We start from the raw sequence: 25625 nt of genomic DNA, 5'->3' as shown, positions 1-25625 counted from the left end.
TGAAGCTTTCTAATAGTTAAAATTCTGGTATTAAATAGATGTAAACAGACACTTGAAAAAACCAGAAATTTATCATTTTTTTTAATCAAGGATTGGTTTTACAATAACTAAGGTTATTGAGCCGCACTTTAGTATACTCATTTAAAATGACCTTTTACATCTACTATTTCCTTTGTAACAATTGCAAGAGATCAAGGTATACCCTAAATGAAATTCCAATACCATCAGCACTTCCTCCGAATGAATTTAGTGCGCTTTCCTCAAAGTCAATTTGGCTTAATATTTTTTCTGAATTCAATAAATGATATTTAATTAGCAAACTAAAATGTAAGACTTGTGAATCAAAAAAATTACCTTCTACCCCTGCAGCAAAACTACAGAAATGAATATTATCTTTAACAATTTGTTGATCTACAAGATAATATTGCCTTCCAGAATCTCTTAAAAAATCACCTCGACCTCTAATTTTTCCGAAATTATATTGCGGTATAAATACAAATGCAGCCTCCTCATTTCCAAAGATAATTTTGGGAGCCACTGAAAAGGTATGACTTGAAAATCTTGTATCTAAAATAGAAGGTGGTCGGGCGTTAGAATCTACCGGGTTTAATTCTTCATTATTCCTAACTAATCCAAAATGATATTCATATCCAACTTCAGGCGCAAAAAATTTCCATCGCAATAGTTGAGCCCCCAAATTAATATTAGCGTAGGCATTTTTTTTAAAACCTGTATTTCTAAAATAATCTACACCTCCATATACAATAGGATTTACCTGACTGTAGCAATTAATACTTAAAAAAAGCAGTAAAATTAAATAAGTTATTTTGCGACTAACCATCCTAACTGTATACCAATAAATGGGGAAAAGTAAGAGTCACCAATGTCATTAAAGCCATATCCAGCACCTAAATTTAGGTTTAGTTTAAATCCACTGTTATATGTTCGCTGCAGACCCCAGGCAGGTCCAATTAAAATGGCATAATCCTCTCTAAGATCAAGGTCTCCTATTATTGAATTGCCACTTCTAATATTAGCAATCGCAGCCAGGTAATTCCCGCTATTTTCAGACACCTTTTTTCCCTTTTTTATTCTTTTATCAAAATTATAATAATACCTATACTGAGAAGCAAAATGCGGAAAGAAACCAAATTCACTTTCAGAGCCAGATTTGGCATAACCGATACCGGTCCCTAATTTTAAATCTATAGTAGATTTTTGTCCTGTACTTACTTCCCATTCTATAGACGGAGCTACAAGGTTAAGGGAGAATTGATCATTTGTAATTGCCACCGCTTCCTGTCCAAAAGTTTGCGTAGAAAATAAGATAACGGTAATAAATAATAAAACACTTTTCATTCAACTAATTAGATTAATGGAAAAATTCCTGTGGACTTTAATTAAGTCTAAATTTTTCTGTTTATTAATGGTCAAATTTAGGTTTTATAAGGAACTCCATTACCATAGCAAACCTTACTATTTTTACGGTTTTTGTACGAACCATTCGCCAAGCAAGTGAGCACGGGATTTCGATTCGAAACTATCTCCAGAATTGTTTCTTATAATGTTGTGCAAAGTTTAATTACCAGCTAACTTAAGAAAACGACCACTTTCAAAATCAATATATTGCTAAAGGAATATCCATTGATTTCAATATCAGTAAAAGGTCCTTCGGGATCATAATTAGGTTGACCACATTCCGTGGTGTAAATCTGATACCCTCCATTTTCCCAATATCTCTTTACCTTGAACAATAAATCCTCGTTTTGATTAATTTCTAGTATAAATTCAAATCCGAAATCAAATGTGTTAATAAAAACAGAACTTTTTAAAACTTCAAAGCCTGTCAAATCACAACTATGTTGTCCGTTTCTTTCTGTATTAACTATTATCCTTTTCTGAATGGCAGAGGCTGAAAACGAGGCATCTTGTTCATTCACATAATTCAAGGTTGAATTTTGGTCAAAAGGAATTCTATTTTTAGCATTCTCAGGGATGGTATAGGTGTTTATAATTTCATCCTGACAGCAACTTATGAACGAAAGAACTAGAAGTAAAGAAAAGATTAATTTTTTCACTGTATAAAATTTGTCTATTTGATCTCACTACAAAGATAAATGCACCGTTTAATTTATTTTTTTATAGTTATCCAAATTTATAATTTTTAAGTAATGGCTAACCTAAGCAAACCATACAATATATAAGGTTTGTGTTATTAATTTTAAGATTTGATATGGGAAATTTCGGTTCAACCATAAATAGATGATGGTTAGTTCTTTGAATTTAAATAAGGGAAGATATATCCTTGTCGTTCCTAAGAACTTGAATTAGACCATTGATTATATTATAAAAATCAAAAGTATTTATGAAGCATTTAAGTGTTTTATATACTAAACTGAGAATGGTTTATCAACATAACAGAATAACAGAATAAAGATAGAACAGAAGCGCATCTATGTAAAGCTTATTAAAGGAATAGCTTTATTTGGAGGATTGTTTTTTGTTATAATTCGGTTATTGTATTTAAAATTTTTATAATTAAAAGATAAAACCTCTTTTTAATTTCTTGGCATTATTAAATGGTAGCCAAAATTATAGTTATCTGGAGTAAGATCTCTATTTTCAGAAACTTGACCTATATGAAAATCTAAAACACTTTTTTAGTTGCAGCTTTCAACACAGTCTAAGGAATTTTTATCCGTCATAAAATAGCGGAAGGTTGAATTTTCTTCTCCTTAATAATCACCGATAAAAGTCAAAGAATTTCCTGAAGGAATACCAAAATTAAGTTGGATTTTGATTAATAATGTGTTGTAATTAATCATATAAGAGGTTAAAAACTGAATTATAATGCTGAAATATGTCATATCATTCGTATTCAATTTATTCAAAGGCAAATCAATGATTTAATTAAATATTAAATTTAAGACCCCACCTATCACAGCTTCAGAAAAATTAGAAGCACCATTAGGATTAAAAGAGTCTCTAATTATATAATTATCATCTTTTAATAATAAAGACCTATTTGGTAAAAGAGTATTATTTTCCATTGAGGAGGCATTTCCTAGAAAGAGAGTAGTAAAAAAATTAGATTTATTTCTAAACATTGTATTAGAGCTGCTGTAACCGTAACTATCATTATTACCTACATAATTGTCGTACAAATTGGTTGTTTTGTTATATAAAACAAGAGTTGATGCATTTGTTTGAATATTCAACTTTTTAGGAACAAAAGGTTGATCTACCTTAGAAAAGCCGGAATTAAAAAAATTAGATTTTACGCTATTCACGTTTTGCAAAGAGTCATTTGTTTGCCCATAAAAAGACAAACAGATAAAAAGGCAACATATTAAGACTACAAATTTATTTTTTTTCATTTTTCTATTATTGAATTAATAATTAGGCTGTTTTTGAAACTGCATATTTTATTGGAATCATATTTAAAAAATACGTGTCCCCAGTCCGATAACATATATGGTAATGATTAAGAGTGGGGTTTATTATCGTTTCATTTTGAATAGGCGAGATAGATTTCGACCCGTAAAATTAATAATATGTTTTTTTAATTTAATTTCAATCTTTTTTGTGCTTTTTATACTTTCTGATGAGTTTAGAAACACTTTTATTTGCTAATAAAATTCCAGATGTAAGATATTCGAATCCTGAATTTTCTCTTTCTATAACCTCATCTTTTGCAATTGCCGAACTTTTAGATATGAGTTTAGAACTATTTAGATCATATATTTCTATTTCTGTCCGAGCCATATTAACTTTTTTAGATACACCTAATGACCTAGAGAATCTGAAGGAACCCTCATTCTCCCCAATGATTTCATTACGTACATTAATTAAAAAATCGCAATTAGACACTAATTTTAATTCTTTAAGATCTGCTTGTGTTGGACTGTGAGGTATTTGATGACCTACCAGATTGTTTTTCCTGAGTTCAAATATTTCTATTAAACGATCCTTCGATATAATGTCCATAAATTCATTTCTGGCAATATCTTCAATAGTTTCTGTTCTTCCGTCAACAGTTTCTGGCTTATTTAACAACCATTTTCCAGTGGTGAAATCAAGCTTTTTTCCTCTTTCGAAATCATACTCCATTTTCCCAGCATTACAGCTGCTTAAAATGGTGATTATTAAAATTATAACAAAATAGGGTCTATAATTTATTTTCAAATATTTCAACACTAGTCGATTTTACTTATGATTTTTTAATTAGATATTGTGTTATTTTAATTCCAGATTTTAAAAATGCATACTACAATTAAAATTTAAAACGTCTTTTTTCAAAACAGTGTGAGCTAGCGAGCTTGGTTATCCGAAGCACAATCAGCTAAACTAGCGAGCAATGTGTTACGAGTTGAGACAGGTTTTAGCATTGTTTTTAATTAGTGTGGTGGCAAGTTTGTTCTGTTCAGATTATTTCCATTTTCTTGAGAATCAAATAGAAAATAAAAACAGGTAGAATTACTAATAACCCAAACCTGATCAAATAATAAGCAGCTTCGTTCACTATGTCCTGCGATGAAAAGGATTTATCTATTGGCTTAGAGAAATTTCCTGTTCGCAGCCTTATGATCAGAACTCCTATGGGAAATAAAATTAATCTCATTTACGTTTTCTTCCTGAATCTGATACAATAATTAAAATAATTTAATGGATATAAATCCGATTGAGAGTCCGAGTAATACAAATAGAATAAGTTCCTCGCCCATTTGTCCGGCGTCTGCTCTTTTTCTAAGTCCGTTTTCCCGAACTTGATGGTCAGCCACCAAAGAAACCCTCCTAAATCTGAAAATATTTGATATCTCATTTGTCCGCATTTAGTTTGAATGTGCTATACGTTCCGTATAAAAACTGTGCGAGCTGGCGTGCTTAATTTATCGTTAGGAAAATGGAGCGTTGTAAACGAACACAGACTTTCGAATTGAAACAGGTTTTAGCATTGTTTTTATATTATGTTGTGTGTAGTGCTTTTTAGGTCAGTTGATAATATAGCATATTCGAAGTTATCCGACCAACCATCTTTAAGAGGCAAAACTTTTCTTTTTCTTCCCTCTCTTGTCATTCCAACTTTTTCTAAAGTTCGAATACTTCCAATATTTTCAACAGCACATCCAGCTTCAATCCGATGTAAGTCAAGATCACAAAATGCGAATTCCAGGATCTTTTTCAGAGATTCTGTCGCATACCCTTTATTCCAAAAATCAGAATGAAATTTATACCAGACTTCTCCAATTTTAAATTTAGGCTTTCCCAAATTCAAAGAAATTAGCCCAATAAATGTTTTACTCCCTATTAATTCAACTTTAAATGTAAAATTTTTGTTCTGACCATTATTATTTTTTTTAATCCAATCTTTAATTATACTTTCTGTTTGATTTAGGTTTTCGGGAATTCCCAAGGTATTAAATCGATCAGTTCCCGGAAGAGAATGTAATTCATGAATTTTCTCTAAATCCGATAATGAAATAAGTTTAATCAATAATCTATTGGTCTTTAACTGGATACTCATTTTAAATTTTTAGTTGTATAACACAAAACTTTTCGTATAAAAATTGTAAGAGCTAACGTGATTATCCACAGGACAATCCGTCATGAAAGTGAGCACAGAGTTTCGATTTGAGACAAGTTTAAACATTTTTTTATCGTTGTTGCCAATTGGCTTTTTCTTTATTTACGCAAGTTATGGTGACAAGCTACTTTTCTTTTCTCTTTAAAATGAATCGAATTTGGCCCATATGATTTGCCTGATGTTCCATAACGTGATACCAAGCCCAATGATTATTCATATCTGTTTTAAGTATCTTCGAGTTAAACCATTTATCATCTTTGGTTTTAAGAAGTCGTAGCGTTTCGGCTCTAACTTCATTCCAAATATCTAAGTAATAATCTATCGGCTTATTTTTAATTTGGTTTCTTGCGGCTTCGCCTAAATTTTGGGCTACGTCCCATATCGCTTTTTCTTCGTCATTGAGTGTACGATGTTCAAACGTATAAACTTGATATAATTTTTCAGTTGCAGCCAAATGTAGTATCATCGCTCCTACACTATTAGCTTGATTATCTAATAAAAAATCAGTTTCATCTATTGAAAGTTCGGATACACTTCTAGTTACTCGTGCTTTTAAATCTTCTAACATTGAAACCATATTTCCAATTTCAGTTGAATAACCTTTAGGTGGTTCAATAACTGTTTGTCCATAAGTTGAAATATTGAAAATTAATAGTAGAATAATCGAAGTCCAGTAATGTTTGTGATTTAATCTCATGTGTATTTTATAATTTGTTTAGAAAGCTTTTGCTTCAGGAAACTCCAGTAGTATTTGACATTTCAGATTTTTAAGGTTTTACTCGTTTTTATTTTTAATCAATTTTTTAGCTTAAGGGCAACGTCCCATATAAAAACTAGGCGAGATGGCGAGCAAGGACTTTCGATTGGAGAAAGGTTTTAGCATTGGTTTTATATAGTGTTGGCAAACGTGGTCCTAGTCCTTTATAATTCATTTCTCCAAACTTAGACGAAAGTTAGAAATTAGCCGGAGAAAAGGTGTACTTAATTTACTTCTAATTCATATTTTCTTGCCTTATCCTCAGTATTAGCTAAAACAATTATGTATTCTCCTGGATCTAAGGCTAAATACATTTCCTCCTCTCGTTTCTTAACCTCTATAATATCAACCGGAATGGCTCTTTTGTAACCTTCTTCTTTGTTAAAAGCTAAAACCATCAGGGGAAAAGAAAGATCAGTGTCTGCTATGTCAAGTGCTACAGGCTTAGCCTTTCCTTCAAGTAGCCACCCTGGTCTTCCTTTTTCATAGGAAGTTTTAGGTTGTATAACAGCTATATCTGTCCATCTATCTTTAATCCGGTTTGTAACAGCTTCATAATTTTCATTAATCAAAACACCCGGAGTTTTAACTTTATAGACACGGCTAAGAGGAGAAAAGAAATCTGGATTCCCTTTTTCGCTGTGTGCAACTTGATCTATAGTTAAAGGATCAATACCGGTATACTCCTTTAATCTTTCAGCCAAAGCTTTCATTCCCGATGGAAATATTCCCTCCATAACATGGCCAAAACCGCAGTGAATTAGAAATTTCGCATCTGGATTTTGATCAATTATCCTCTTAATATTCTTTGCTTGCTCGATTTCTCTCTCGCCATGGTTCACTCCAGTGGTATCTTCATAAGGAAAAACGCTGTAGCCCATTTCTAACGCCTTTCTGAGCATACTACCATAATTGGGATCACGGGTGTAGAAACCTGATGTTTGAATGGGAAAGTTACGAGTATTTAAATGAGAGTCTTTCTTTAGCCCATTTTCCAAAGTTTCCAAACCAAAATACCTAAATCCATTTCGATAGAATACCTCTAGTAAAGAGCTTATAAAATGGCGATGAAAAGAGTTATGATGAGCCTCGTTTATAATTACAATTTGATAATCTTTTATCTTTTTAGCCAGATATTTTTTAGCATCCGCTACTTTGTAGTTCTTTTGAAGGGAATCGATCTCCTGTTGAGAAAATTCTTGATAATCCGGTTGCCTGGCAAGATCCCATTGTGACAGGGCATTTTTGTAATCACCCTGAAAAGCGAATTCCCAGGCGGCATATTGATGTTCTCCAAATCTCTTACCCTCCTTAGCTTCATCCAAAATTTCTTCGCTAAATTTATAAGTATTATCAAATTCAATTGATTTATATTTACTCCCTTTTGAACAAAAACCAATTAATGTGCAGAGGAGAAACAAAAAAAATACTTTTTTCATTATTTAATTAAATCACTGTTTGTTCAAGTTGACTGGTTATTTTATTTCAAGTTTGCCAACGTCCCTTATAAGAACTGTGCGAGTTGGCTTACGTGAAAGTCCGCAGAACAATTCGCTAAGTAAGCGAACACAATTTTTTTGAATTGAAAGGTTCAGGCATTGCTTTTCATAGAATATAATGTTGTAAGCAGTTCTATCGGAGCCTTATAAATATGTTCATTGTGTTTATAAGGTTATGACCAATTACAGGCAATATCAAATTACCAGTAAATTTTCTCAAAATTCCAAGACCCAATGATGGGATTAAGGTCAAATAAGCTATTGTAATAATATCAAATTTTAATTCCAATTCCTCTGTCAGAAAAACCCCGTGAACCATTCCAAATAAAAATGTCACGATGATGAAGCCCCATCCGAAAGCTACTTCCTTTATATTCTTAGAAGAACTAAAAGCTCTACCTAATAAGTATAAATAAATACCTCTAAAAACAAGTTCTTCTGTACCTGGCATAGTAGCTTGGAAAAGAAAACTTTCCAAATCAAATTGTCCTCCTTTAGGAAAAATTATCATTTTGAAAATAAAATCAAAAACTAAAAAGCCAAGAAAAATAAAAACACCTAATTTTAATGTCTTTGAGTTGAATTTGGAGGTAAAACCGATTTCCTTTCTTATCTCTTTTGAATGAAAAAATATAAACGATAAACTCAAAATTAAACTTAGAATCTTTCCACTCCAATTCCAGTCTAGATTAAGAAAGTCTAGTTTCAAATATTCAGTACCTAAGGCTTGTAAATAGGAATCTACTAAAAAATAAATCGCAAAAATCAGTAGATATTTAAAATTTGTCTTTTCTGAAAAAAAGTGGGCAATTATTAATAATGGTGAAATGATTAAAAGCCATAGTAATGGTGTTAGTAAAGACATTAAATAATTTTTATTGGTTTTTTATTTCGTCTCGTATAAAACAGTACGAGCTGGCGACTGTGATGGTCCGTAGGACAATCCGCTTAACAAGCGAGCATGGACTTTCGAATCGAGACAGGTCTTAGCATTTTTTTTATATGATGTTGTCATTAGTAGCGCCCCAGAATAAGAACTCGTTTTAAGTTTTTTCTACTTACATTCAATCTTCGGACTGAATTATTTTTTTAATCTCTCAACAATCATGGACGAGAAATAGTTAACTCCTGTTTTAATAGCGTCTTCATCTACAGCAAAATTTGGCGTATGTGGCATAGCAACAATACCTTTCTCAGAATTTGACCCACCCAAAAAGTAATAGACACCGGGTACAAATTTCTGAAAATGGGCAAAATCATCACTAAATTGTAAAGGCGGAACTCCATAAAGAGGAATAACACTTTGTTTTCCGTATATATTGGAAATACTTTTCAAAGTTTCATCTGTCAGTTCCCGATCATTCATGGGTGTTTCCATTACAGGCATTCCCTCCTCGAAGTTAAATTTTACAGAAATTAATTCTTCAGAGTATCTGGAAGTTTCAATTTCATTTTTAATTAATGCCAAATACTCATTTAATTTTTCTTCATTACTGGCATCAACTAATACTCCTAGTTTCACCCTTTCATTAGATTTCTCTATACTAAAGTCACTCATCAATGCGACGTAATCTTTATAAATTGTATTGGGATTGGTTACTCCTAATTCTGTGCTAAATAGATTTTCATTATTCCAAAATTTAGCGTTTGGTCCATATGTTTGAGCACTCCTCATTATTTGCTTTGTATAATTTATTAAAGATTCCTGGTCTTTAGGAGCTTTAAATTCTATTTCCATAAAGGTAAAATGAGCATATACATTTTCCGATTTAGTTGCTATCGTACCAACAGGATATGGAGACATGTGCAGGCCATAAATTTCATCAGGGTTAATTAGTTTAAACAATCCATCGTCTACCATCCCTTTTGCTCCCTTATTCATTTCCTCCGCAGGTTGAAAAACAAAATATACGGATCCTTGTAAATTTTCTTTCAGGCTGGCCAGAACATTTGCTATTCCCAATCCTATTGTTATATGCACATCGTGTCCACAAATATGCCTTACCCCTTCATTTTGTGATTCAAAATGGACAACATCGGGAAGATCCGAAGATATAGCGTCAATGTCGGCTCTCCAGGCAACTCGTTTTCCTTCTTTTTCACCTTTTAATATCCCAACTACTCCATATCCACCTATATTTGTTTTCACCTCCAATCCAAGGGACAATAAGTAATCTTCTATTTTTTGAGAAGTCTTTTCTTCTTTTTCTGATACTTCTGGATATTTGTGAAAATCTCTTCGGATTTCGACAAGAGAGTCAAAAATCTCATCCGTTTTGGATTGAATTGACTGATGAATTGAAGATTGAGCTGTAGAAACCTGCCCGAATGCACACAGACCGTAAAGAAGAAATTGAAAAATAAAGGCAGTTCTAAATTTATTAATAATGGAAGTCATTTTTTTATTTTCTGATTATGGCGGAAATTTAGTAGATAACCATAAACCCAACCTGTCACCTATGTGACATAATTATTTTCTTTTTGCAAGTTTACTGCGTATTCTGCTAAGTGATTGTCTTTCCATCCCTAAATAGGATGCTAAATGGCTTAAGCTGATTCTATTGATAATATCTTGGTTTTCGTCTAAAAAGTTCAAGTATCTTTCTTCTGCACTTTCAAATAAAAGACTTTCAACTCTGTCTGTTTCTCTTGTGAGTACTCTTTCAGCTGCTAATCTTCCGTACATTTCGTTCCCTTTATGTTTACGGTAAGCTTCTTGAAGTTTTTCATAAGGCATTTTAACGACGACAGATGGCTCCAGAAACTGTAGATAGTATTTCGAAGGTCTTTGTCTTAAAAAAGAAGGGTAGTCGGTTGCATATTCTTTTTCTCTAGAAAAACCTGTAATTATTTCATTTCCTTTTTCATTGACGTAAAACTTTCGTAAAAGTCCTTGGCATACATATCCAATTTCTTCTTGCACTTCACCATTTTGATATAGGAATTCCTTTTTCTTATAGGTTTCTATAATTAAAAAAGAACTCGTAAATTTCTTAGCTTCAAGACTCAATGTGGGAAATTGTTCCATGAATAAGTCAAAATAGGTATTTACTTCTATTTCCATTAATTTCTTTTTTGAGCTATTAATGACAACGTACCGTATAAAAACTGTGCGAGCGGGCGAGCGTGATTGTCCGCGATACAATCAACGAGGCAAACGGGCAATAAGTTTCGATTCGGGACTGATTTGAGCATTCTTTTTATATATTGTTGGCATTTGTTTTTTTGTCAATTCTGTGATTTTCGAATACTTCAATTGCAGTTTTTAGAAAACCTATAAGTCCAATGCCTAAAACAATTACCCCAAATGATAATTCATTTAGTTTATTGTTGGAAACAAAAAAATATAGAAAAATTCCAAGAGCCAGAGTTGAAAAAGTAATTAAAGTTAACAGTAGAATCATTACTTTTCCTTTTTTAGGATTTATCCATATCTTCTTGGAAAAATTATTTTGTGTTTTGGTTGTGTCTTGTAGTGTAGAGAAACTAATAGCAAGACCTAAAAAAATTAAAGCTTTATTGTAATTCAAAAACAAAATATCCAGATTATTTTTAAAATTATCTAGTCCATTTAAATAGGGTTTTATTACGAAAAATAGGGCCAATAACATCAATGGATATTGTAAATAGCTAATAATTTGAAAAGCACTTTTAACTTTCATAAATCACTTAATTTTTATTCATTTCAATAGTATTTTTAGATTTTGTTTTTCTTGATTCCAGTTCTGCTCTAAGTATTTTAAGGTTTTTAAAATTTATTGGTAGAATAGCAGAAAGTGCAAATGGGACAGCAATTAATGGTGTGAGTCCATCTTTTATTGAAATAAATATAAACAAACCTAAAGACCCAATTAAAACTACTGTGAGCATCCATGTAATTGTTTTTATAGATGTATGCTTATTTTTAAGTTCTTCCAAACTTAAATCTGATATTTCCTGTTGATTCATAAATTAAGCTTTTAACTTTCAATTTTTTTATAGGTGAAATCTTCGTTCAGTTAATTTTTATTTTTTTTAAATAATGTTAGTGGCAGTTTCTTTATTTGATTTCTCTGGCTTTCAGTATTGTCTCTTCACTGTTCTGTGTCAGCATTTCGGGAACAAAGTTTTCTCTGGGCGTACCGTTTATATGATATAGTCTTTCGGTAGGAAACTGAAAACCAATCTTCGTTTCCGTCAGTTGGAAATTTGAAATAGCACCGAGGAGTCCTGCCATTTGAGTTCCGATGATTCGGGCTCGTTTCATTCCGTCAAAACCAATGGCCATTCCTTCTCCCATACTTCCTGTCCAATGTCCCACAAGTATATTAACCTTACCTTTGTAAACATCTTTTCTTGGTGTTACATATTCCATCCAATGTCTCTTCGTTTGGTATTCTTTTTCATCAAACTCGTGAATTTGATAAGGAAGTAGTTTGTTAGTAAATCTTCCCATTATAGCTCGTGCAACGGTTGTATTTCCTCCTCCCGGCGTTTCGGTTAAATCAATGATTAGATTTTGGTATTGAAGCAAACTATCAAGTGTTTTGTCAAACGCTGCAATCAGATTATTGTTCCCTAAGGAATTGTTGATTTTGATATAAGCAGTGTTGTCATTAAAAATTTTGCTATATAAAAATTCATCTCTATTTCTGTAGGTTATCGGACAATATGTTCTTTCCTTGCCGTTTTCAAGGACTGTAACTTCCCTTTCCGTATCGTGTGTTCCTGCAAAAAGCATGTCAAGAGCATACTGATACATTTCTTGAGTTGGTTCGTTTGTAAATTTTGGAAGGAATTTTGTCAATTGATCTTCAATCGGTTTACCGTTAAAAAGTTTGACTTCCATTCCAATTTTAAGACCCGATAAGTCTGCACCAAAGCCTTTTCGCAAGTCCTTTATGAAATATTTATTACCCGATTTTTCAACATAGATATCCAAACCCGAAGGGATTAACCTATTCGATGAATCTAAGTTTGTATTCAGTGAGGAATGACCGTTATAAAGTTCATTTAAAACGCTTTCTAAAAACTGAATAAATTCATAGTCATTTGATACTTTTGCAGCTTTCGGTTCGTAAATTCCCCTAACTTTATCCCAATCAATGTCTTGCTGGTCTAAATAAGCGTAATGATTATCGATGTCTGTCCAAAATTCAATAAAGTCTTTTTGATATTTAGTTTGTGAAAAAAGCGTATTTGTTACAAATAGTAGAACAAGAAAAATCGAGTTTGTCAAAAGTTTTATCTTCATAGGTAAATTTATTAATTAAATTGCCACTAACGACCAAGTATAAGCGTATTACGGGATTTCGGAGCAATTCACTGTCCTCCCAACGAAAAGATTCTTAGGAGCAAAAAAGCTCATTTTCAGCCGTTCAGCCTGCATTACGCTTATACAATGTTAGCCATTGTTATTTTTATTCAAATTCAATGTTCCAATTATTTCTAAGTGCTTCAAGTTTTGGAATAACACAGGATCTTCCTGGGTTTTCAGTCGAAACAAACTCTTCAAATAAAAACTGACTTTGGCAAATCCGCAGGATTTACCAAGTGAGGACTGACCAAGACATTGCTTATATACGGTGTTTTAAAACGTTTTTTACCTTGGCTTTTCTATTTAATTGATTCCGCCATTAAAAGTATTTCCTTATTAATTATTTCTGCATTTTCTTTTTTCGTAATTATGGACCCGTGGTTTGCATCTATATAATAATGTTCTCCTATACTGGAAAGGTTTTTAAGTTCCTTTTGCATTTCGAACCAAATTTGAGGATCACCGTATTGTTTTTTTGCCGTAAAAACCAAAACAGGTAAGGAATCTAGGCTACTTGCCTCGCCTGCTCGTAAAAGAATATCATCATTTATATTGTTTTCTTTTACATACCTACGATAAATATCCCCTGAATATGAAGTCAGATCCAGTTTACGATCCCTGGCATCTTTTGGCAAGTGTTTATCTATAGATTTTGGATTAGTTATTTCATAATATGCTCCCGTTATTCCCATATCAGAAAGTATTCCAACAGATTTTATTAAGAATACTTGATTTTCATCAAATAATCCTTCTACTCCCAATCGTTCCCATTGTTCAGGATGGCTAGAATCAAGGAAGACCATTCCTTTTACTTCATTTGGATATAGGTCTCTGAATATTCGATTATAAGGACCACCCATAGAGTGACCTCCTAATATATAAGGTGGTTTTTCGCCATTTTTTGCTAGTAATTTATATAATTGGCGAGCATAAAATTCTGATTTAGTACTGTCTTTACTTGATTCGCTAAACCATTTTCCTTCTCTATCATAACGTACAACTCTCATATTCTTTTTCAACCCTTCAGTTATCCAATGAAATACATCTGTATCACCCCCTGCACCAGATTCAAGGACAAGAGTTGGTAACTCATTTTTTGGCCCTTCTGCTCTTATATGAAGTTTGGTACCATCGACATCAACTAATTTCCCTGGTGGAACGGGTTTTGAACTAAATAAACGGAAAGCCAATCCTAATATCATTAGTAGAATTATAAGTCCAGCTAAGATTTTACCAATCCACTTGAGTATTTTTAAAAATAATTTCATCGTAGTTTTTTTACTAATTCTAACTAACGTTAAATTTAGATATTATTTATTCCATTCCTTTTGGTGGTCGGCCCTAACCAATTTTTAAGGTCTTTTTTTATGAACAAAATCCAGAAATTTGACGTTAGCCTAGGAAATTAATTGAGTTTGGGATTTTTTGTATTGTTTGCAACGTCTCGTATAAAAACTGTGCGAGCTGGCGTGCGTGATTGTCCGCAGGACAATCCGCTAAGCAAAGCAGCGCGGAGTTTCGATTTGAAACAGGTTTGAGCATTGTTTTTAAAATGTTGTGAGGCGTCTTCTTTTGCGGTTGATTTTTCCGCTCTTAAGGCTTCTTTAATGAAATTGTTCATTTAAAGCGTAAATTTTAAAGTTGCCAGTACTTGGGAAGGACGCAAGCGATAACTATTTTGTACGTAATAATACTCGTTATTGTAAGCATTAATAAACTCATCGGTATTCAGGATATTTCGCCAACTAATGTTTAGATCCATTTTTGGTTTTTCAAAAGTAAACTGATAGCTAAGGTTCAAAAAATAATTCTCGCCATTATCAGATAACGAGTTTCCATAATATTCGCTGCTCGCACTTAAATATTGATTTTCCCTAGGATAAAAATAAAGATCAAGTGTATGTTGATGGGTTTCTATTTGTTGGAAATCACTATCTCCGAAACCCGAAGTATAAGTTGAAAAATTACCTGAATAACTCGCAATTAACCAACTCGCAATATCGGCTTCCAAACTTCCTCGTAGATTAAAACTTTGCGTATTCACCTCGGCCAACGTGTTATTTAAAAGCTGTTGTCGCTGCGATAAATTATATGAAGCATTCAGTTTAAGTGTTGTTTCTAGTTTCCTAAAGTATTTACTCCCGCCGGCTCTAAAGCTATGATTATCGAAACTATTATCGCGAGCCACGGCTTCTAAAATTGTCGTTCCGTTTTCGCCAATATTAGAACTGTACAACAAGTTATTTTCAGAATAACTATAGGAATAAGAGGCATTTAAAAACAACTGCTTTAACGGATTTCTATAGCCCAGGCCACTACTATAATTTTGCCGTGTTTCTTCGGAAATTGGTGCGTTGTACCGATTCAAATTTCGATAGCTATTCAGTAAAAACCCATAATATAATTGCTGAAGTTCACCAAAATCATAACTTAATCCTGCTGAAGCATTCGCATCCCAAAAGGCTGAAAGTTTTTTATTCACAGAAAATCTGGGCTCAAAAACCAATCGATCTAAACCTCTTTTTTCTTCAAAATTCTGATCTTCGAGCTGAAAACTTTTAAATTGAAGCGGCGTACTTAAATTTAAATTCCAGGTTTCATCCTTACTTTTAAACCTGAAAGCGTTTTTAAAATAAACCGAAGATTGTACGAATTCGGTTCTGTTTTTAAAATTGGCATCTAAAACCTCTTCTCCTTCCTGAAAAATATCTGTATCTAATTGCTGATTCTGGATCGAAAATCCAAACTTTGGCGATATGGTAAATTTGCCAAGCGCTTTGGTGAAGCCAGCCGAATTATCGGTATATATTTTCCTTGAAGAAACTAGTTGTTGAATTTCATTGTAAGGATCGCCATCATTGAAAATAGCTTCGAATTGTCCCGGCTTTACCAGTAGATCCTGATTATTTTTGGTAAAACCTGTATTCGAATTAAAAGTAATTAGTTGTTTCCCTAAGGTACGAAGCAGGCGTAGATCGTTTTTAATTCCGAAGAAAGGATTATCCAGTTGCTGCTTAATTTGTGTATCGGGACGATCGATCAAACCGCGATTTGCATTCCAAAATCCATTAAATTCCAATTGATTTTTCAGGTAATTTTTATCGGCATTGTTCTCTAAGGTGAGTTGCCCCTCTAACTTGCTTAAAAAAATATCATTATTGGTGTTTTCGATCACATCAATCGTATCTGTAGGTGTAAAATATCGAGTTTGCGTACTTCCATCTTGCTGTTGGTAATCATTGAGATAAGAAATATTCAGTTTTAGATCGACATCTTCCTTAATGTGCTGTAAAATGTTTGCTGAACCTAAATGTACGTTATTATCCAACCAGCGCTCCGCAGAAAATGGAGGCTCTGAAACATTCTGGATCGAAAGCCAATCCTTTTTATCGATATCAAAGTTATCCCCGGCATATTTGATCGAAAAATTACGTATTTCGCCCGAGACGTCGCTCCCCGTATTATTACTTTGATAGGTAACGATCGCCTGTTGTTTTTTAGTGAAAATCATAGGGGTTACCTTTGTTTGCCACAGCAAAGGCGCTGCACCAATCCCGGCGGTGGCCGTTCCGCTATACGTAATATCTTTTTTAAGCTTGATATTTATCGAAGCGCGCTCTGAAAACTCCAAACTATCCAAAACTTTTACCGGCTGATGATTTTCCAGGATCTCGACTTTAGAAACCGCCTCGGCAGAAAGGTTATTATTCGCCAGATTATAACGCCCTTCTAACAGATCTAAACCTTCGATATAATATTTTTGGATAGGCTCATCTTTATAAAAGATCTGTCCGTTTGGCCGAATATCGATACCCGGTATTTTTTTTAGAACATCAGCGATCACACGGTCGTTTTTACCTTTAAAGGCTGCTACTGAAAAACTAAGCGTATCGCCACGTTGCCGCAAAATTTCGGATTTCACTAGCACCTCTTTTAAAGATTCTGAAGAAGGTAAAAGTTTAACTTCCAGTGTCTGCGCTTTATTTTGAACCGTTTTTTTAAACGTACCAAAACCAATGTAGGAAACTTTTAAAAACAAAAAATCGCTATCACTTTTGACTCCTATTTTAAATTTTCCATCGGTATCTGAAATACCATAAGCTAATATCGAAGAAACAGAATCTTTACTGACCATCACCGTGGCCCCACTAAGGTTTTCATTTTCATCATCAAAAACTTGCCCCGAAATTTCAGTTTGAGAATAGCTCGCAAAACCAACGAATATCGATATCAGGAAAAGGAAAATCTGTTTAAAAATGATCCAATTGTTCAATTGTTTTTGATTGATGATTATTCCTTAAGATGAAGTTCAATAGGATTATTTCGTTTTTTATATTTTTCAGTTAGTTCTTTCTTTTGTTTAGCTTCATCTTCTTCGCTCCAACCGAATTTTATTCCTGCCTTTTGCATTGTTCCAATCGGATCGCGATTATAATCGTCCCGAACCTGATCAAGTTCTTGCTGAGAAACAGCTTTATAGCTGTCCAAATTCAATAGTTTATCCACGGGTTTTTCTAGTTCCTGAAATCCCGTTAAGCTAAAATCATAGTGTCCCTGAAGGTCGGAGATCTCTAAAATGAGTCCCGGCAAACCACTAAATTTATAGGGCCCATCGGAGAATGGTAAATCTGGCGCAAACCAGGCTATATAATTTCTACCTGCAAAAGTACCTGTGGCTTTCTGAACGCTAAAGCCTAAAATTTCTTTCTTCTCTGGCTGAATTTCCCAATCAATCTGTTTTAGATCCTGTTTATATTTTAATTCATATTGAAAAACCTTTTCGGCTAAAATGATTTTATTATCCTGGTAATCTTTGAAGATTGTGTATTTAAAATCGGTCATTTGATTGTACTCATCCATCCTAATGGTTTCAGGATTTGTCATATTCTCTAAAGAATCTTTAACTGCTTTACCCAGGCTGGAATATCGCGAGTGGTCTTTACCTAAATAAAGTACACCTATTTCAGATTTTATGGAATTTGTATCGGTAGAATTTTCCTGATATTCTAAACGGTAAGTAGCTTTATAAGAATAGGATTTTTGTGCCTGCAAATGTCCCAAACTCATTAAAAGTACAAGGATTATAATTTTTCTCATTTTTGTAGTTTCATAGGATTAATATTTTTTGTCAATTCTGCTCCGGTTCGCTATTCAGAAAAAATAATGATCTTCCCGCTCTGCCTTGGATGCCTCACAACGTATCGTATAAAAACAGTGCGAGCGGGCGAGCGTGGTTGTCACAGGACAATTCGCTAAGCAAGCGAGCACGGAGTTTCGATTCAAGACAGGTTTTAGCATTGTTTTTATATATTGTTGCAAGTGTGCTATAATTTTTCAATTCGGGTTATCGCTTTGCTTCTTGTTTTTAGTCGAAAAATAACTCCATAAGGCTGCGATTACTGCGATTCCAATCACAATAAAAAAGGCATAATCCTCATTCTTTTCGCTCATATAATTATTCGGAATATTAGAGAGTGCAAATCCTATAATTACTCCTAAAATGATGAATATAGATTTTCTATTCATTTGCTTCTATTAGATTAATATTAGATATTTCAATATTTATTGATATAAATTTTTAGTCAGTCAATAAACCTTTATTTCTGAATGAATTCTCTTTCCCCTAAATTTAAATTAGATTTTCACTCTACTTGACCGCATTGTTTGCAACGTCTCGTATAAAAACAGTGCTAGTGGGCGCGCGTGATTATCCGGAGGATAATCACGTTGAGCTGGCGAGCACGGAGTTTCGATTCAAGAATTATAGAGAATTGTTTTTATATGTTGGCAACAGTAAGTTATTCATTCGCAATCTCAATGGCTTTTTCTAAAATTTCATCTCGACCTTGCCTTAATCCATTTATTGTTGGTTCCATATGTACATCTATTTTAACTCCTTTTCTTTGGGTTTCTGTTCCATCAGGGTAGAGAATTCCATTACCGGAAATAGCAGTTTTATAACCTCCCATGTACTCAAAAACAACCACGTCTCCATCAGCACCAGCGGTTTGATTTCCAACAGTTATAACGTTGTCAGCAGTTTGAAAAGCCATAATTGTAAACTCAGTTCTACTTATTGAGTTTTCGTTCACTAATAGAATGATTTCCCCTTTATACGCTTTTCTGCTACCGTCCGTTTTCAAATTTTCTATAAGAAGAAACTTACCAGGATAATTAATACTTGGACTGTAAACTTTACTGAAATCTCTTTTCTCTGAATTTATAAATCCTGAAAAATATTTATATATAAAGGCTGGATAGTTTCTCAAATCAATTATAATACTCTTTTTAGTTTCAAAAGATTGGAAAATATTAGAAACATCTTCCATTTTTAAGGTTGCCATATTTATATAGCCTATTTCATCGCTTATAGACTTTGATTTTATAGCTTTTGAATTGGCCCTATAGTTAAAATCATTGAAGTCATATCTATTTACATTCAGTTCCTTTATTTGTCCATTTCTTTCAATAGTCAGGTTTAATGAATTTTCAAAACCATTCAATAACTTGCTAAAAGTAGACTTAGTTTTAATTTTTAAATTCGATCCTGGAACATATTTTAAATTTTCATTAGTTTCTTCCTTCAAATCTTTACCATCAAATTTTAAAATAATATCACCCAGTTTTAAATTGTTGAGATTAGCAATAGAATCGTTGTAAAAACCTGAAACAACGGCTTTATTCTCGATCTGTGAAACTTTAATAGGAAGCGATTTTGGTCTTTCATCTGAAAAGCTTATCCAGGCATGTGTATCATCTAATTTTGCAATGAGTTCTTTTATTAAGGCTTGATATTCAAATTTATTTTTCGCGTTTTGAAATTCTGGAATCATTTCTTTTAGAACAGAATCCCATTTTTGATCTGTTAGATATTTGTATGGATAAAAATATTCTATAATGTTCCAATACTTAAATAGACCTAATAGCCTGTAATCTTCGGTTGGATATTCAAAGTCTTCATAAATTGGTTCATTAATAACTTGTATGTTTCCAACAGGCCCGGTTGAAACATAAAAATTATCTCCCTGATTTCTATTGTTTTCAATGTACTTTAATTTTGATGAAAGTTCTCTCGTGAAAAGAGTGGTATCCTGTGTCCAGGACAAGTCAAAATTCTTTTCAAAATAATCTTCTTTTGAAGAACATTTTTCACAAATTTCAACGTCTCCTAAGCTGTTGATCCATTTAATATAAATTGTGGATAATGATTTCTTATCGGTTGCTGATAAAACTTGCGGTAAATATTTAATAAACTCATTGTCCCAATTATATTTTCCATTTGCAACTTCTGGATGGTAGTACTTAAGAAATCCATACAATTTTGCAAGGGAAGCTAACTTTTTAGTTTTGGAAATTGGCTTTTGAACAGTCTGAAAATTACAACTGAAAATTATTAAAATTAGAAGTAATCCTATTTTTTTCATATTGTTGCCAACGTCCCGTATAAAAACTGTGCGAGCTGGCGAGCGTGATTGTCCGCAGGACAATCCGCTGAGCAAGCGAACACGGAGTTTCGATTTGAGAAAGGTTTGAGCATTGTTTTTATATGTTGTTTTAAACTGTATTTTACTTTAACACCCATTGAATTAATTCTTCTTTATCAACTATTGACCAACTGTGGGGATTTCTTGTACCATCTTCTCTATAGCCTTTACCCTCAGTGGTAATTAACTCCACATTGTTGTAATCTTCGGAAATCAAAAAGTCTGATAATCTTTTTAAATGAAAGGCATTCATTTGTTCATAATTTATACCCATATTTTCCTTCCACCAATCTTTATCAGGTTCAGTGTAAAAACGAATTTTAGTGTTTTTTAAATCTTTTAAATTTTGAAAATTCTGCGTTTCATAGGTAAATGTAGAATACTGTTCATAAGGTGCTATTTCTTTATCAGGATTTCCCAGTTGCGCATTAAAATATTGCAACATAAATGAGCTTTCACCTACTGCTTCTTGCGAAAAATTATTTTTAATATTTTGTTCCGAAATACGATATAATGCAGCAAGGTCAACTGGAGAATCAATGGCAAAAATTCCCAATGGATCTAAGTCATAATCGGAATTTTGAGATAAAAAATTACCTATTAGCAACGCTATACTCCCACCGCTGGACATTCCTCCAATATAAATTTTATCAGAAGGCAAATTATTTACGGTAATCATTTCCTGAATATCATTTGCCAGTTGAACTTTTTCTTCCTCTTTCAACCATATTTTACGATTGAAATTTAAATATGCCACAGCAATATTTTCATTGGTAGCATAGTCGGTTATGGGAAATGCATTTTCAATATCTGCAGCACTTTCTGGAAAACCACCAAAAAGTAATATCACGGCCTCAGAACTATCTGGTTTATAGAGATTATATTTTTCCGTTGAGATTAGATTTTTTTGGACTTTATTTTCTTGACTATGTATTATAATCGTTGAAAAAAAGATTAAGATAAGGCTAAAATTATTAGTGAGTTTTTTCATATTAAATATAGTTTACAACGTCCCGTATAAAAACAGTGCGAGCGGGCGAGCGTGATTGTCCGCTGGACAATCCGCAAAGCAAACGAGCACGGAGTTTCGATTTGAGACTGATTTGAGCATTGTTTTTATATAATGTTGTGTGTCAGTACCCTTTAGTTCGTATTCACCTTGATAATTCCTAATCTACCACGTGTACCATAAATTAATTTCCTATTATCATTTATAATCTCATAATCTTTCACATCTGATAATGTCAAATCGTTTAGATCCTTAAAAAAACGTGGAATATTATCAATTACAATTAATGGCATTTCAGTAGGATTGTTTTTTTCGGTAACCCTTAATTTTTTTAAAATTTCAGATTCTATTTTTTTATAGAAATCTGATTTGTCTTGTTTGGGTAAATGATCAATTTTTAATCCTGTCATTCCATATCGATAATTACCTGCAGGAAGGTTGCTAATTATTTCTTTTCTTACTTCCCCGATTGAATTTTCTTTTCTAATAGTTTTAATTATTTCTTCCAATTGTTCATTCTTGTAAAATGATATTAAATTATAACTATTTGAGTTATTTAGTTCAATTGTTATTGGAAATGCATCTATATGAATTTGATCATTTTTAGTATTGCTTGTTGTTCTGAACACCTGAAATAATGAATCCAGATTAAAATTCATAGGTAAACTTCTTTTTTCTATAATTGCTTTTTGTCCGTTATCTGAATGAAATATATATTGTGGGTTTTCTTCCAAGGAAATAATTTCATTTGGACTCCATATCCTAATTGTTGGAGTATCAGTTTCTCTTAAATCTCTTAAGTCATATTTAGTTTTTAATGAATCTAGATTTTCATAGAATCGTTGCGATATTTTATTTTCTGGTTTTCCAATCTGTTTTTGACAATAACTATTAATTGAAAAGAAGAATAAAAAAAGTAAAGTTAGTTTTCTCATATTTTTTTCTAGGGTATTGCACACAATGTCTCGTATAAAAACTGTGCTAGCTGGTAAGCGTGATTGTCCGCATGACAATCCGCTGGGCAAGCGAGGATGGATTAGCGATTCAAGACAGGTTTTAGCATTGTTTTTATATGTTGTTGTGTGTAGGTTTTGCTTGACTTGTTGCTCTCTTTTATTACAATATTTTCTTTACTGGATGCTATTTAAAAGTTTTTCGACCGCTACAGAGTCTGCCAACCTTGGTGCATTGCTTGATATTATTTCTCCGTTTCCATCGATCACCGTGTATTTAGGTATAGCTATTCTTTCATTTGCCCCACGAACCTTCAGGAATGAAAGTATCCGGGAATCATCGATATCCAAAAGTTTATACTGCTCGCCCGAAGCAAGATATTGCTTTAGCAAACCAGACTTTTTCCTCCAGTTCTCCAAATCCTTTTCTACAGAAATATAAATGAATTTTACATTTCTTTTTGAAGAAAGGCGCTTTTTGAAATCCTTGGAAGCGTTAAAATCGGATATACAAGGAGGACACCAAGTTGCCCAAAAATCAAGATATCTTATCTTCCCTCTTGTTCTTTCCAATACCTCACCTATTGTGAGCGTATCGCCTTGGAGGTTTATCAATCTGTCCTGAAGCACAGCTTCGGGTAAATTGCTGTTCATTAAATTCAGTTCCTCTTTTATATAAGAAATTTCCTTTTGATAAAAAGGATTCGAAAGTTTATCTTGATAATCATCTATTACTTCTGTAAAGAACTTTTGTTCTTCTTTTCCCCTACCGAAGCCTTTTCTGTGATATTCCCAGATCAGTTTTCCTGTAGCGGTTGTTTTTAATTCCCCTTGAAGATTTCCGTCAATAAACTTAAGTTCCATTCGTAAATTTTCTTCCGTATATCCGGGAACCTCGTTTTGAGCAAAATAATGCCTAATGAAGTCAACAAGATTTCGCTTAAAGTAATCGTTGTTCACCAGTTCTGGCTGTTGAAAATCTTTAATTACTACTTCGTCAAAATATGATTTGAGATTCAAAATTTGCTCCCCTCCCATGCGGGAATCAGTTAGTACGGTTCCAATTCCGTCCATATTATTCACATATATATTCTTCGCACCTTTAGCTTTAACTGTTCTTGGTGCTATCAGGTTATAGAGGTATTCAAATCTTAATTCCGCCCCGACCTGTTTTTTAAATGCTTCAGAAACTTCTGGATTATCTTCTAAATAGCTGTCAAAATAAGCTTTTCGACTGGTGTAAATTTTCTCAACTTCCGTTTTGTACTGCTGTGGATCACCTTGGTACGGAGTTTCGGCATAATCAGAATATGGAAGACCACCATAAAAATTATAATGAGCAGCGTTTTTTCCTGAAAAATTGAAATCACCATTTTTGTAATCTAATTGAATAGTATCCCCGGGGCTAACCAAAAATCTCGTGCTGTTCTTCGATACTGTATTGTTGAACACCTCCATAATCTGAGGGTGCCGAATTTCTTTCAGAACAAAATGAACAGAATCTCCAGCTTTTTTGAAATAATCTTGCGGAAGCTCTGAAGGCTGACTCCCAGTAAAATTTGAATAATCCAGTAAGGTCAAGCCATCCAAGTCGTATTTATCATCTGTAGTTATTGTAACAACTACAAATTTAGAAGAGGGATTTAATGCTTCCTCTCCTTCTTCGCTTTCCACTGCAGAAGGCACTTCGGAAAACTCTTCATTTTCTTTACAACTCAGAATGGTCAATAAGCATAGGAGAAATAGAATTATAACTGGCGATTTTTTAATCATCTGTGTTTATTTTCTGTGCAACTAGATCTGTTAACTTACACACGACGTCCCATATAAAAACAGTGCGAGCTGGCGAGTGTGATTGTCCTTAGGACAATCCGCTGAGCAAGCGAGCAAAGAAATTCGATTCGAAACGTATCCGTCCGAGCAACTGCACTCACTACCCCTTCTGATAGCCGGGCAATAACTCCTCCAATTTTTGGATGCTATGATCGGGTATTTTTTGCAGGGTATCCTCTAACCACTGCTGGGGATTAACACCCTGCATTTTACAACTCCCAAAGAAGGAATATAACATAGCCGCATCTTGTGCAGCCTTGTGGGAGCCTGCGAACAGGAAGTTTTTTCTTCCGAGAGCAAGCGGACGAATAGCATTCTCAATAAGGTTGTTATCCAATTCGATCCTCCCATCTTCAAAGATCACCTCGAACTTGGGGTATTGATTCACGAAGTACGTCATGGCTTTTCCAATGGCACTTTTGGGCAACACCTTAAACTGTTCCTCCTCTATCCAGGTTTTGATTTGTTCCAATAACGGATGTACCTTTTGTAATCTTAGTTCTTTGCGCATATCCGCATCCCTAGCTGATGCTTTCTTGATAGCTCGTTCCTGGATATAAATCTCACTAAATAGCGCCAGTGCTTTTTCTGCTCTTGCTTTATCCTGATCCCGGGCATCCACAAATTTTCGTCTGGCATGCACCAGACAGCCCGCCATAGTAATATCCGGATCAACACCGATTTTATCATAAACGCTATAGCCATCACATTGGACGTAGCCCTTATACCCATCAAGGAGTTCCTTGGGGCCATGTTGCCCGCGTCCTTTGCGGTAATTAAAAAGCACCAGTTTTTGCAAGGGATCGTGATAGACCCATTGGTAGCCTTGATGTGTGCTGCCTTTTTTATCACTATCCAGCACCTTAATCGGACTTTCGTCGGCCTGGATGTACCCGTCTTCCAGTATTTTTTGCTTCAAGGTATTATAGAGGGGTTCCAGTAACTGGCAACAACTCGACATCCAGTCACTTAAAGTACTAGAGGCCGGTTCCCAACCAAACTCCCGCTTAAAACGCTGGATCTGACGATAGAATGGTAAGTGGTCAATATATTTGCTCACCAGGATATAAGCCAGTAAACAGGCTTCGGCAATAGATTTTTCGATAGGACGTGTGGGCAGTGGTGCGATTACTACCCCTAGCTGGTCTTTTCTGGCATATTTAGGCCGAATGGTACGCCTTTTAACCAAGCTGGCCGGGGTATACTCGAG

Annotated in this window: 24 protein-coding genes; all 24 read right to left on the bottom strand. The window is 33.7% G+C overall.

Features of this window, described 5'->3' with window-relative positions:
* Window positions 1-163 precede the first annotated feature (163 nt).
* Window positions 164-841: a hypothetical protein gene (locus LB465_RS02895; protein WP_224466796.1), complete on the bottom strand. Its 678-nt coding sequence runs from the start codon at window positions 839-841 to the stop codon at window positions 164-166.
* The gene (locus LB465_RS02890) at window positions 823-1359 is read right to left on the bottom strand and encodes a DUF3575 domain-containing protein (RefSeq protein ID WP_224466794.1); all 537 of its coding nucleotides are present in this window, start codon (window positions 1357-1359) and stop codon (window positions 823-825) included. Before LB465_RS02890 ends, LB465_RS02895 begins: the two co-directional genes overlap by 19 nt.
* A gap of 230 nt (window positions 1360-1589) precedes the next feature.
* On the bottom strand, window positions 1590-2078 hold the full coding sequence (locus tag LB465_RS02885; protein ID WP_224466792.1) for a hypothetical protein: 489 nt from the start codon (window positions 2076-2078) through the stop codon (window positions 1590-1592).
* 828 nt (window positions 2079-2906) lie between these two features.
* Window positions 2907-3377, bottom strand: a complete 471-nt coding sequence (locus tag LB465_RS02880) for a hypothetical protein (protein WP_224466789.1) — start codon at window positions 3375-3377, stop codon at window positions 2907-2909.
* Window positions 3378-3573: 196 nt separating this feature from the next.
* Entirely contained in the window at window positions 3574-4194 is a 621-nt protein-coding gene (locus LB465_RS02875; protein WP_224466787.1) for a hypothetical protein, read from the bottom strand.
* Window positions 4195-4960: 766 nt separating this feature from the next.
* Window positions 4961-5524 carry a GNAT family N-acetyltransferase gene (locus LB465_RS02870; protein ID WP_224466785.1) on the bottom strand — a complete coding sequence of 188 codons (564 nt, stop codon included), beginning with the start codon at window positions 5522-5524 and terminating at the stop codon, window positions 4961-4963.
* Window positions 5525-5708: 184 nt separating this feature from the next.
* Window positions 5709-6281 (bottom strand): mycothiol transferase, encoded by a 573-nt coding sequence (locus LB465_RS02865; protein WP_224466783.1) that lies wholly within the window; start codon window positions 6279-6281, stop codon window positions 5709-5711.
* Between the two features lie 284 nt (window positions 6282-6565).
* Window positions 6566-7780: a hypothetical protein gene (locus LB465_RS02860; RefSeq protein ID WP_224466780.1), complete on the bottom strand. Its 1215-nt coding sequence runs from the start codon at window positions 7778-7780 to the stop codon at window positions 6566-6568.
* Window positions 7781-7973: 193 nt separating this feature from the next.
* Window positions 7974-8705, bottom strand: coding sequence for a CPBP family intramembrane glutamic endopeptidase (locus LB465_RS02855; RefSeq protein WP_224466778.1), 732 nt, complete (start codon window positions 8703-8705; stop codon window positions 7974-7976).
* Window positions 8706-8921: 216 nt separating this feature from the next.
* Entirely contained in the window at window positions 8922-10238 is a 1317-nt protein-coding gene (locus LB465_RS02850) for a M20 metallopeptidase family protein (protein ID WP_224466776.1), read from the bottom strand.
* Window positions 10239-10310: 72 nt separating this feature from the next.
* The gene (locus tag LB465_RS02845; RefSeq protein ID WP_224466774.1) at window positions 10311-10904 is read right to left on the bottom strand and encodes a Crp/Fnr family transcriptional regulator; all 594 of its coding nucleotides are present in this window, start codon (window positions 10902-10904) and stop codon (window positions 10311-10313) included.
* Between the two features lie 136 nt (window positions 10905-11040).
* Entirely contained in the window at window positions 11041-11502 is a 462-nt protein-coding gene (locus LB465_RS02840; protein WP_224466772.1) for a hypothetical protein, read from the bottom strand.
* Window positions 11503-11509: 7 nt separating this feature from the next.
* Window positions 11510-11788, bottom strand: a complete 279-nt coding sequence (locus LB465_RS02835) for a hypothetical protein (protein WP_224466770.1) — start codon at window positions 11786-11788, stop codon at window positions 11510-11512.
* Window positions 11789-11879: 91 nt separating this feature from the next.
* Window positions 11880-13073 carry a S41 family peptidase gene (locus LB465_RS02830; RefSeq protein ID WP_224466768.1) on the bottom strand — a complete coding sequence of 398 codons (1194 nt, stop codon included), beginning with the start codon at window positions 13071-13073 and terminating at the stop codon, window positions 11880-11882.
* 362 nt (window positions 13074-13435) lie between these two features.
* Complete coding sequence (locus tag LB465_RS02825; protein WP_224466766.1) at window positions 13436-14404, bottom strand: alpha/beta fold hydrolase; 969 nt, start codon at window positions 14402-14404, stop codon at window positions 13436-13438.
* A 137-nt stretch (window positions 14405-14541) separates the two neighbouring features.
* Window positions 14542-14757 (bottom strand): hypothetical protein, encoded by a 216-nt coding sequence (locus tag LB465_RS02820; protein WP_224466764.1) that lies wholly within the window; start codon window positions 14755-14757, stop codon window positions 14542-14544.
* Window positions 14758-17409 carry a carboxypeptidase-like regulatory domain-containing protein gene (locus LB465_RS02815; protein ID WP_224466762.1) on the bottom strand — a complete coding sequence of 884 codons (2652 nt, stop codon included), beginning with the start codon at window positions 17407-17409 and terminating at the stop codon, window positions 14758-14760.
* A 17-nt stretch (window positions 17410-17426) separates the two neighbouring features.
* Entirely contained in the window at window positions 17427-18233 is an 807-nt protein-coding gene (locus tag LB465_RS02810) for a GLPGLI family protein (protein ID WP_224466760.1), read from the bottom strand.
* A 237-nt stretch (window positions 18234-18470) separates the two neighbouring features.
* Window positions 18471-18662 (bottom strand): hypothetical protein, encoded by a 192-nt coding sequence (locus tag LB465_RS02805; RefSeq protein WP_224466757.1) that lies wholly within the window; start codon window positions 18660-18662, stop codon window positions 18471-18473.
* Window positions 18663-18934: 272 nt separating this feature from the next.
* The gene (locus tag LB465_RS02800) at window positions 18935-20560 is read right to left on the bottom strand and encodes a S41 family peptidase (RefSeq protein WP_224466755.1); all 1626 of its coding nucleotides are present in this window, start codon (window positions 20558-20560) and stop codon (window positions 18935-18937) included.
* 142 nt (window positions 20561-20702) lie between these two features.
* The gene (locus LB465_RS02795; RefSeq protein WP_224466752.1) at window positions 20703-21611 is read right to left on the bottom strand and encodes an alpha/beta hydrolase; all 909 of its coding nucleotides are present in this window, start codon (window positions 21609-21611) and stop codon (window positions 20703-20705) included.
* Between the two features lie 152 nt (window positions 21612-21763).
* A complete protein-coding gene (locus LB465_RS02790; protein WP_224466750.1) occupies window positions 21764-22564 on the bottom strand; it encodes a hypothetical protein in 801 nt (266 codons plus the stop codon).
* Between the two features lie 195 nt (window positions 22565-22759).
* On the bottom strand, window positions 22760-24355 hold the full coding sequence (locus LB465_RS02785) for a TlpA family protein disulfide reductase (RefSeq protein ID WP_224466748.1): 1596 nt from the start codon (window positions 24353-24355) through the stop codon (window positions 22760-22762).
* 160 nt (window positions 24356-24515) lie between these two features.
* A partial coding sequence (gene tnpC, locus LB465_RS02780) for an IS66 family transposase (protein ID WP_224466746.1) occupies window positions 24516-25625 on the bottom strand: 1110 nt, incomplete at its 5' end.

The sequence above is a fragment of the Salegentibacter lacus genome (genome assembly GCF_020164555.1).
GTDB lineage: Bacteria > Bacteroidota > Bacteroidia > Flavobacteriales > Flavobacteriaceae > Salegentibacter > Salegentibacter lacus.
Note: the sequence above shows the minus strand (reverse complement) of the source record. Positions and strands in the feature narration are given on the sequence as shown.

Coding starts and splice junctions, on each gene's coding strand:
- LB465_RS02895 (WP_224466796.1), bottom strand. CDS start 841: ATGGTTAGTCGCAAAATAACTTATTTAATTTTACTGCTTTTTTTAAGT.
- LB465_RS02890 (WP_224466794.1), bottom strand. CDS start 1,359: ATGAAAAGTGTTTTATTATTTATTACCGTTATCTTATTTTCTACGCAA.
- LB465_RS02880 (WP_224466789.1), bottom strand. CDS start 3,377: ATGAAAAAAAATAAATTTGTAGTCTTAATATGTTGCCTTTTTATCTGT.
- LB465_RS02870 (WP_224466785.1), bottom strand. CDS start 5,524: ATGAGTATCCAGTTAAAGACCAATAGATTATTGATTAAACTTATTTCA.
- LB465_RS02865 (WP_224466783.1), bottom strand. CDS start 6,281: ATGAGATTAAATCACAAACATTACTGGACTTCGATTATTCTACTATTA.
- LB465_RS02860 (WP_224466780.1), bottom strand. CDS start 7,780: ATGAAAAAAGTATTTTTTTTGTTTCTCCTCTGCACATTAATTGGTTTT.
- LB465_RS02855 (WP_224466778.1), bottom strand. CDS start 8,705: ATGTCTTTACTAACACCATTACTATGGCTTTTAATCATTTCACCATTA.
- LB465_RS02850 (WP_224466776.1), bottom strand. CDS start 10,238: ATGACTTCCATTATTAATAAATTTAGAACTGCCTTTATTTTTCAATTT.
- LB465_RS02845 (WP_224466774.1), bottom strand. CDS start 10,904: ATGGAAATAGAAGTAAATACCTATTTTGACTTATTCATGGAACAATTT.
- LB465_RS02840 (WP_224466772.1), bottom strand. CDS start 11,502: ATGAAAGTTAAAAGTGCTTTTCAAATTATTAGCTATTTACAATATCCA.
- LB465_RS02835 (WP_224466770.1), bottom strand. CDS start 11,788: ATGAATCAACAGGAAATATCAGATTTAAGTTTGGAAGAACTTAAAAAT.
- LB465_RS02830 (WP_224466768.1), bottom strand. CDS start 13,073: ATGAAGATAAAACTTTTGACAAACTCGATTTTTCTTGTTCTACTATTT.
- LB465_RS02825 (WP_224466766.1), bottom strand. CDS start 14,404: ATGAAATTATTTTTAAAAATACTCAAGTGGATTGGTAAAATCTTAGCT.
- LB465_RS02820 (WP_224466764.1), bottom strand. CDS start 14,757: ATGAACAATTTCATTAAAGAAGCCTTAAGAGCGGAAAAATCAACCGCA.
- LB465_RS02810 (WP_224466760.1), bottom strand. CDS start 18,233: ATGAGAAAAATTATAATCCTTGTACTTTTAATGAGTTTGGGACATTTG.
- LB465_RS02805 (WP_224466757.1), bottom strand. CDS start 18,662: ATGAATAGAAAATCTATATTCATCATTTTAGGAGTAATTATAGGATTT.
- LB465_RS02800 (WP_224466755.1), bottom strand. CDS start 20,560: ATGAAAAAAATAGGATTACTTCTAATTTTAATAATTTTCAGTTGTAAT.
- LB465_RS02795 (WP_224466752.1), bottom strand. CDS start 21,611: ATGAAAAAACTCACTAATAATTTTAGCCTTATCTTAATCTTTTTTTCA.
- LB465_RS02790 (WP_224466750.1), bottom strand. CDS start 22,564: ATGAGAAAACTAACTTTACTTTTTTTATTCTTCTTTTCAATTAATAGT.
- LB465_RS02785 (WP_224466748.1), bottom strand. CDS start 24,355: ATGATTAAAAAATCGCCAGTTATAATTCTATTTCTCCTATGCTTATTG.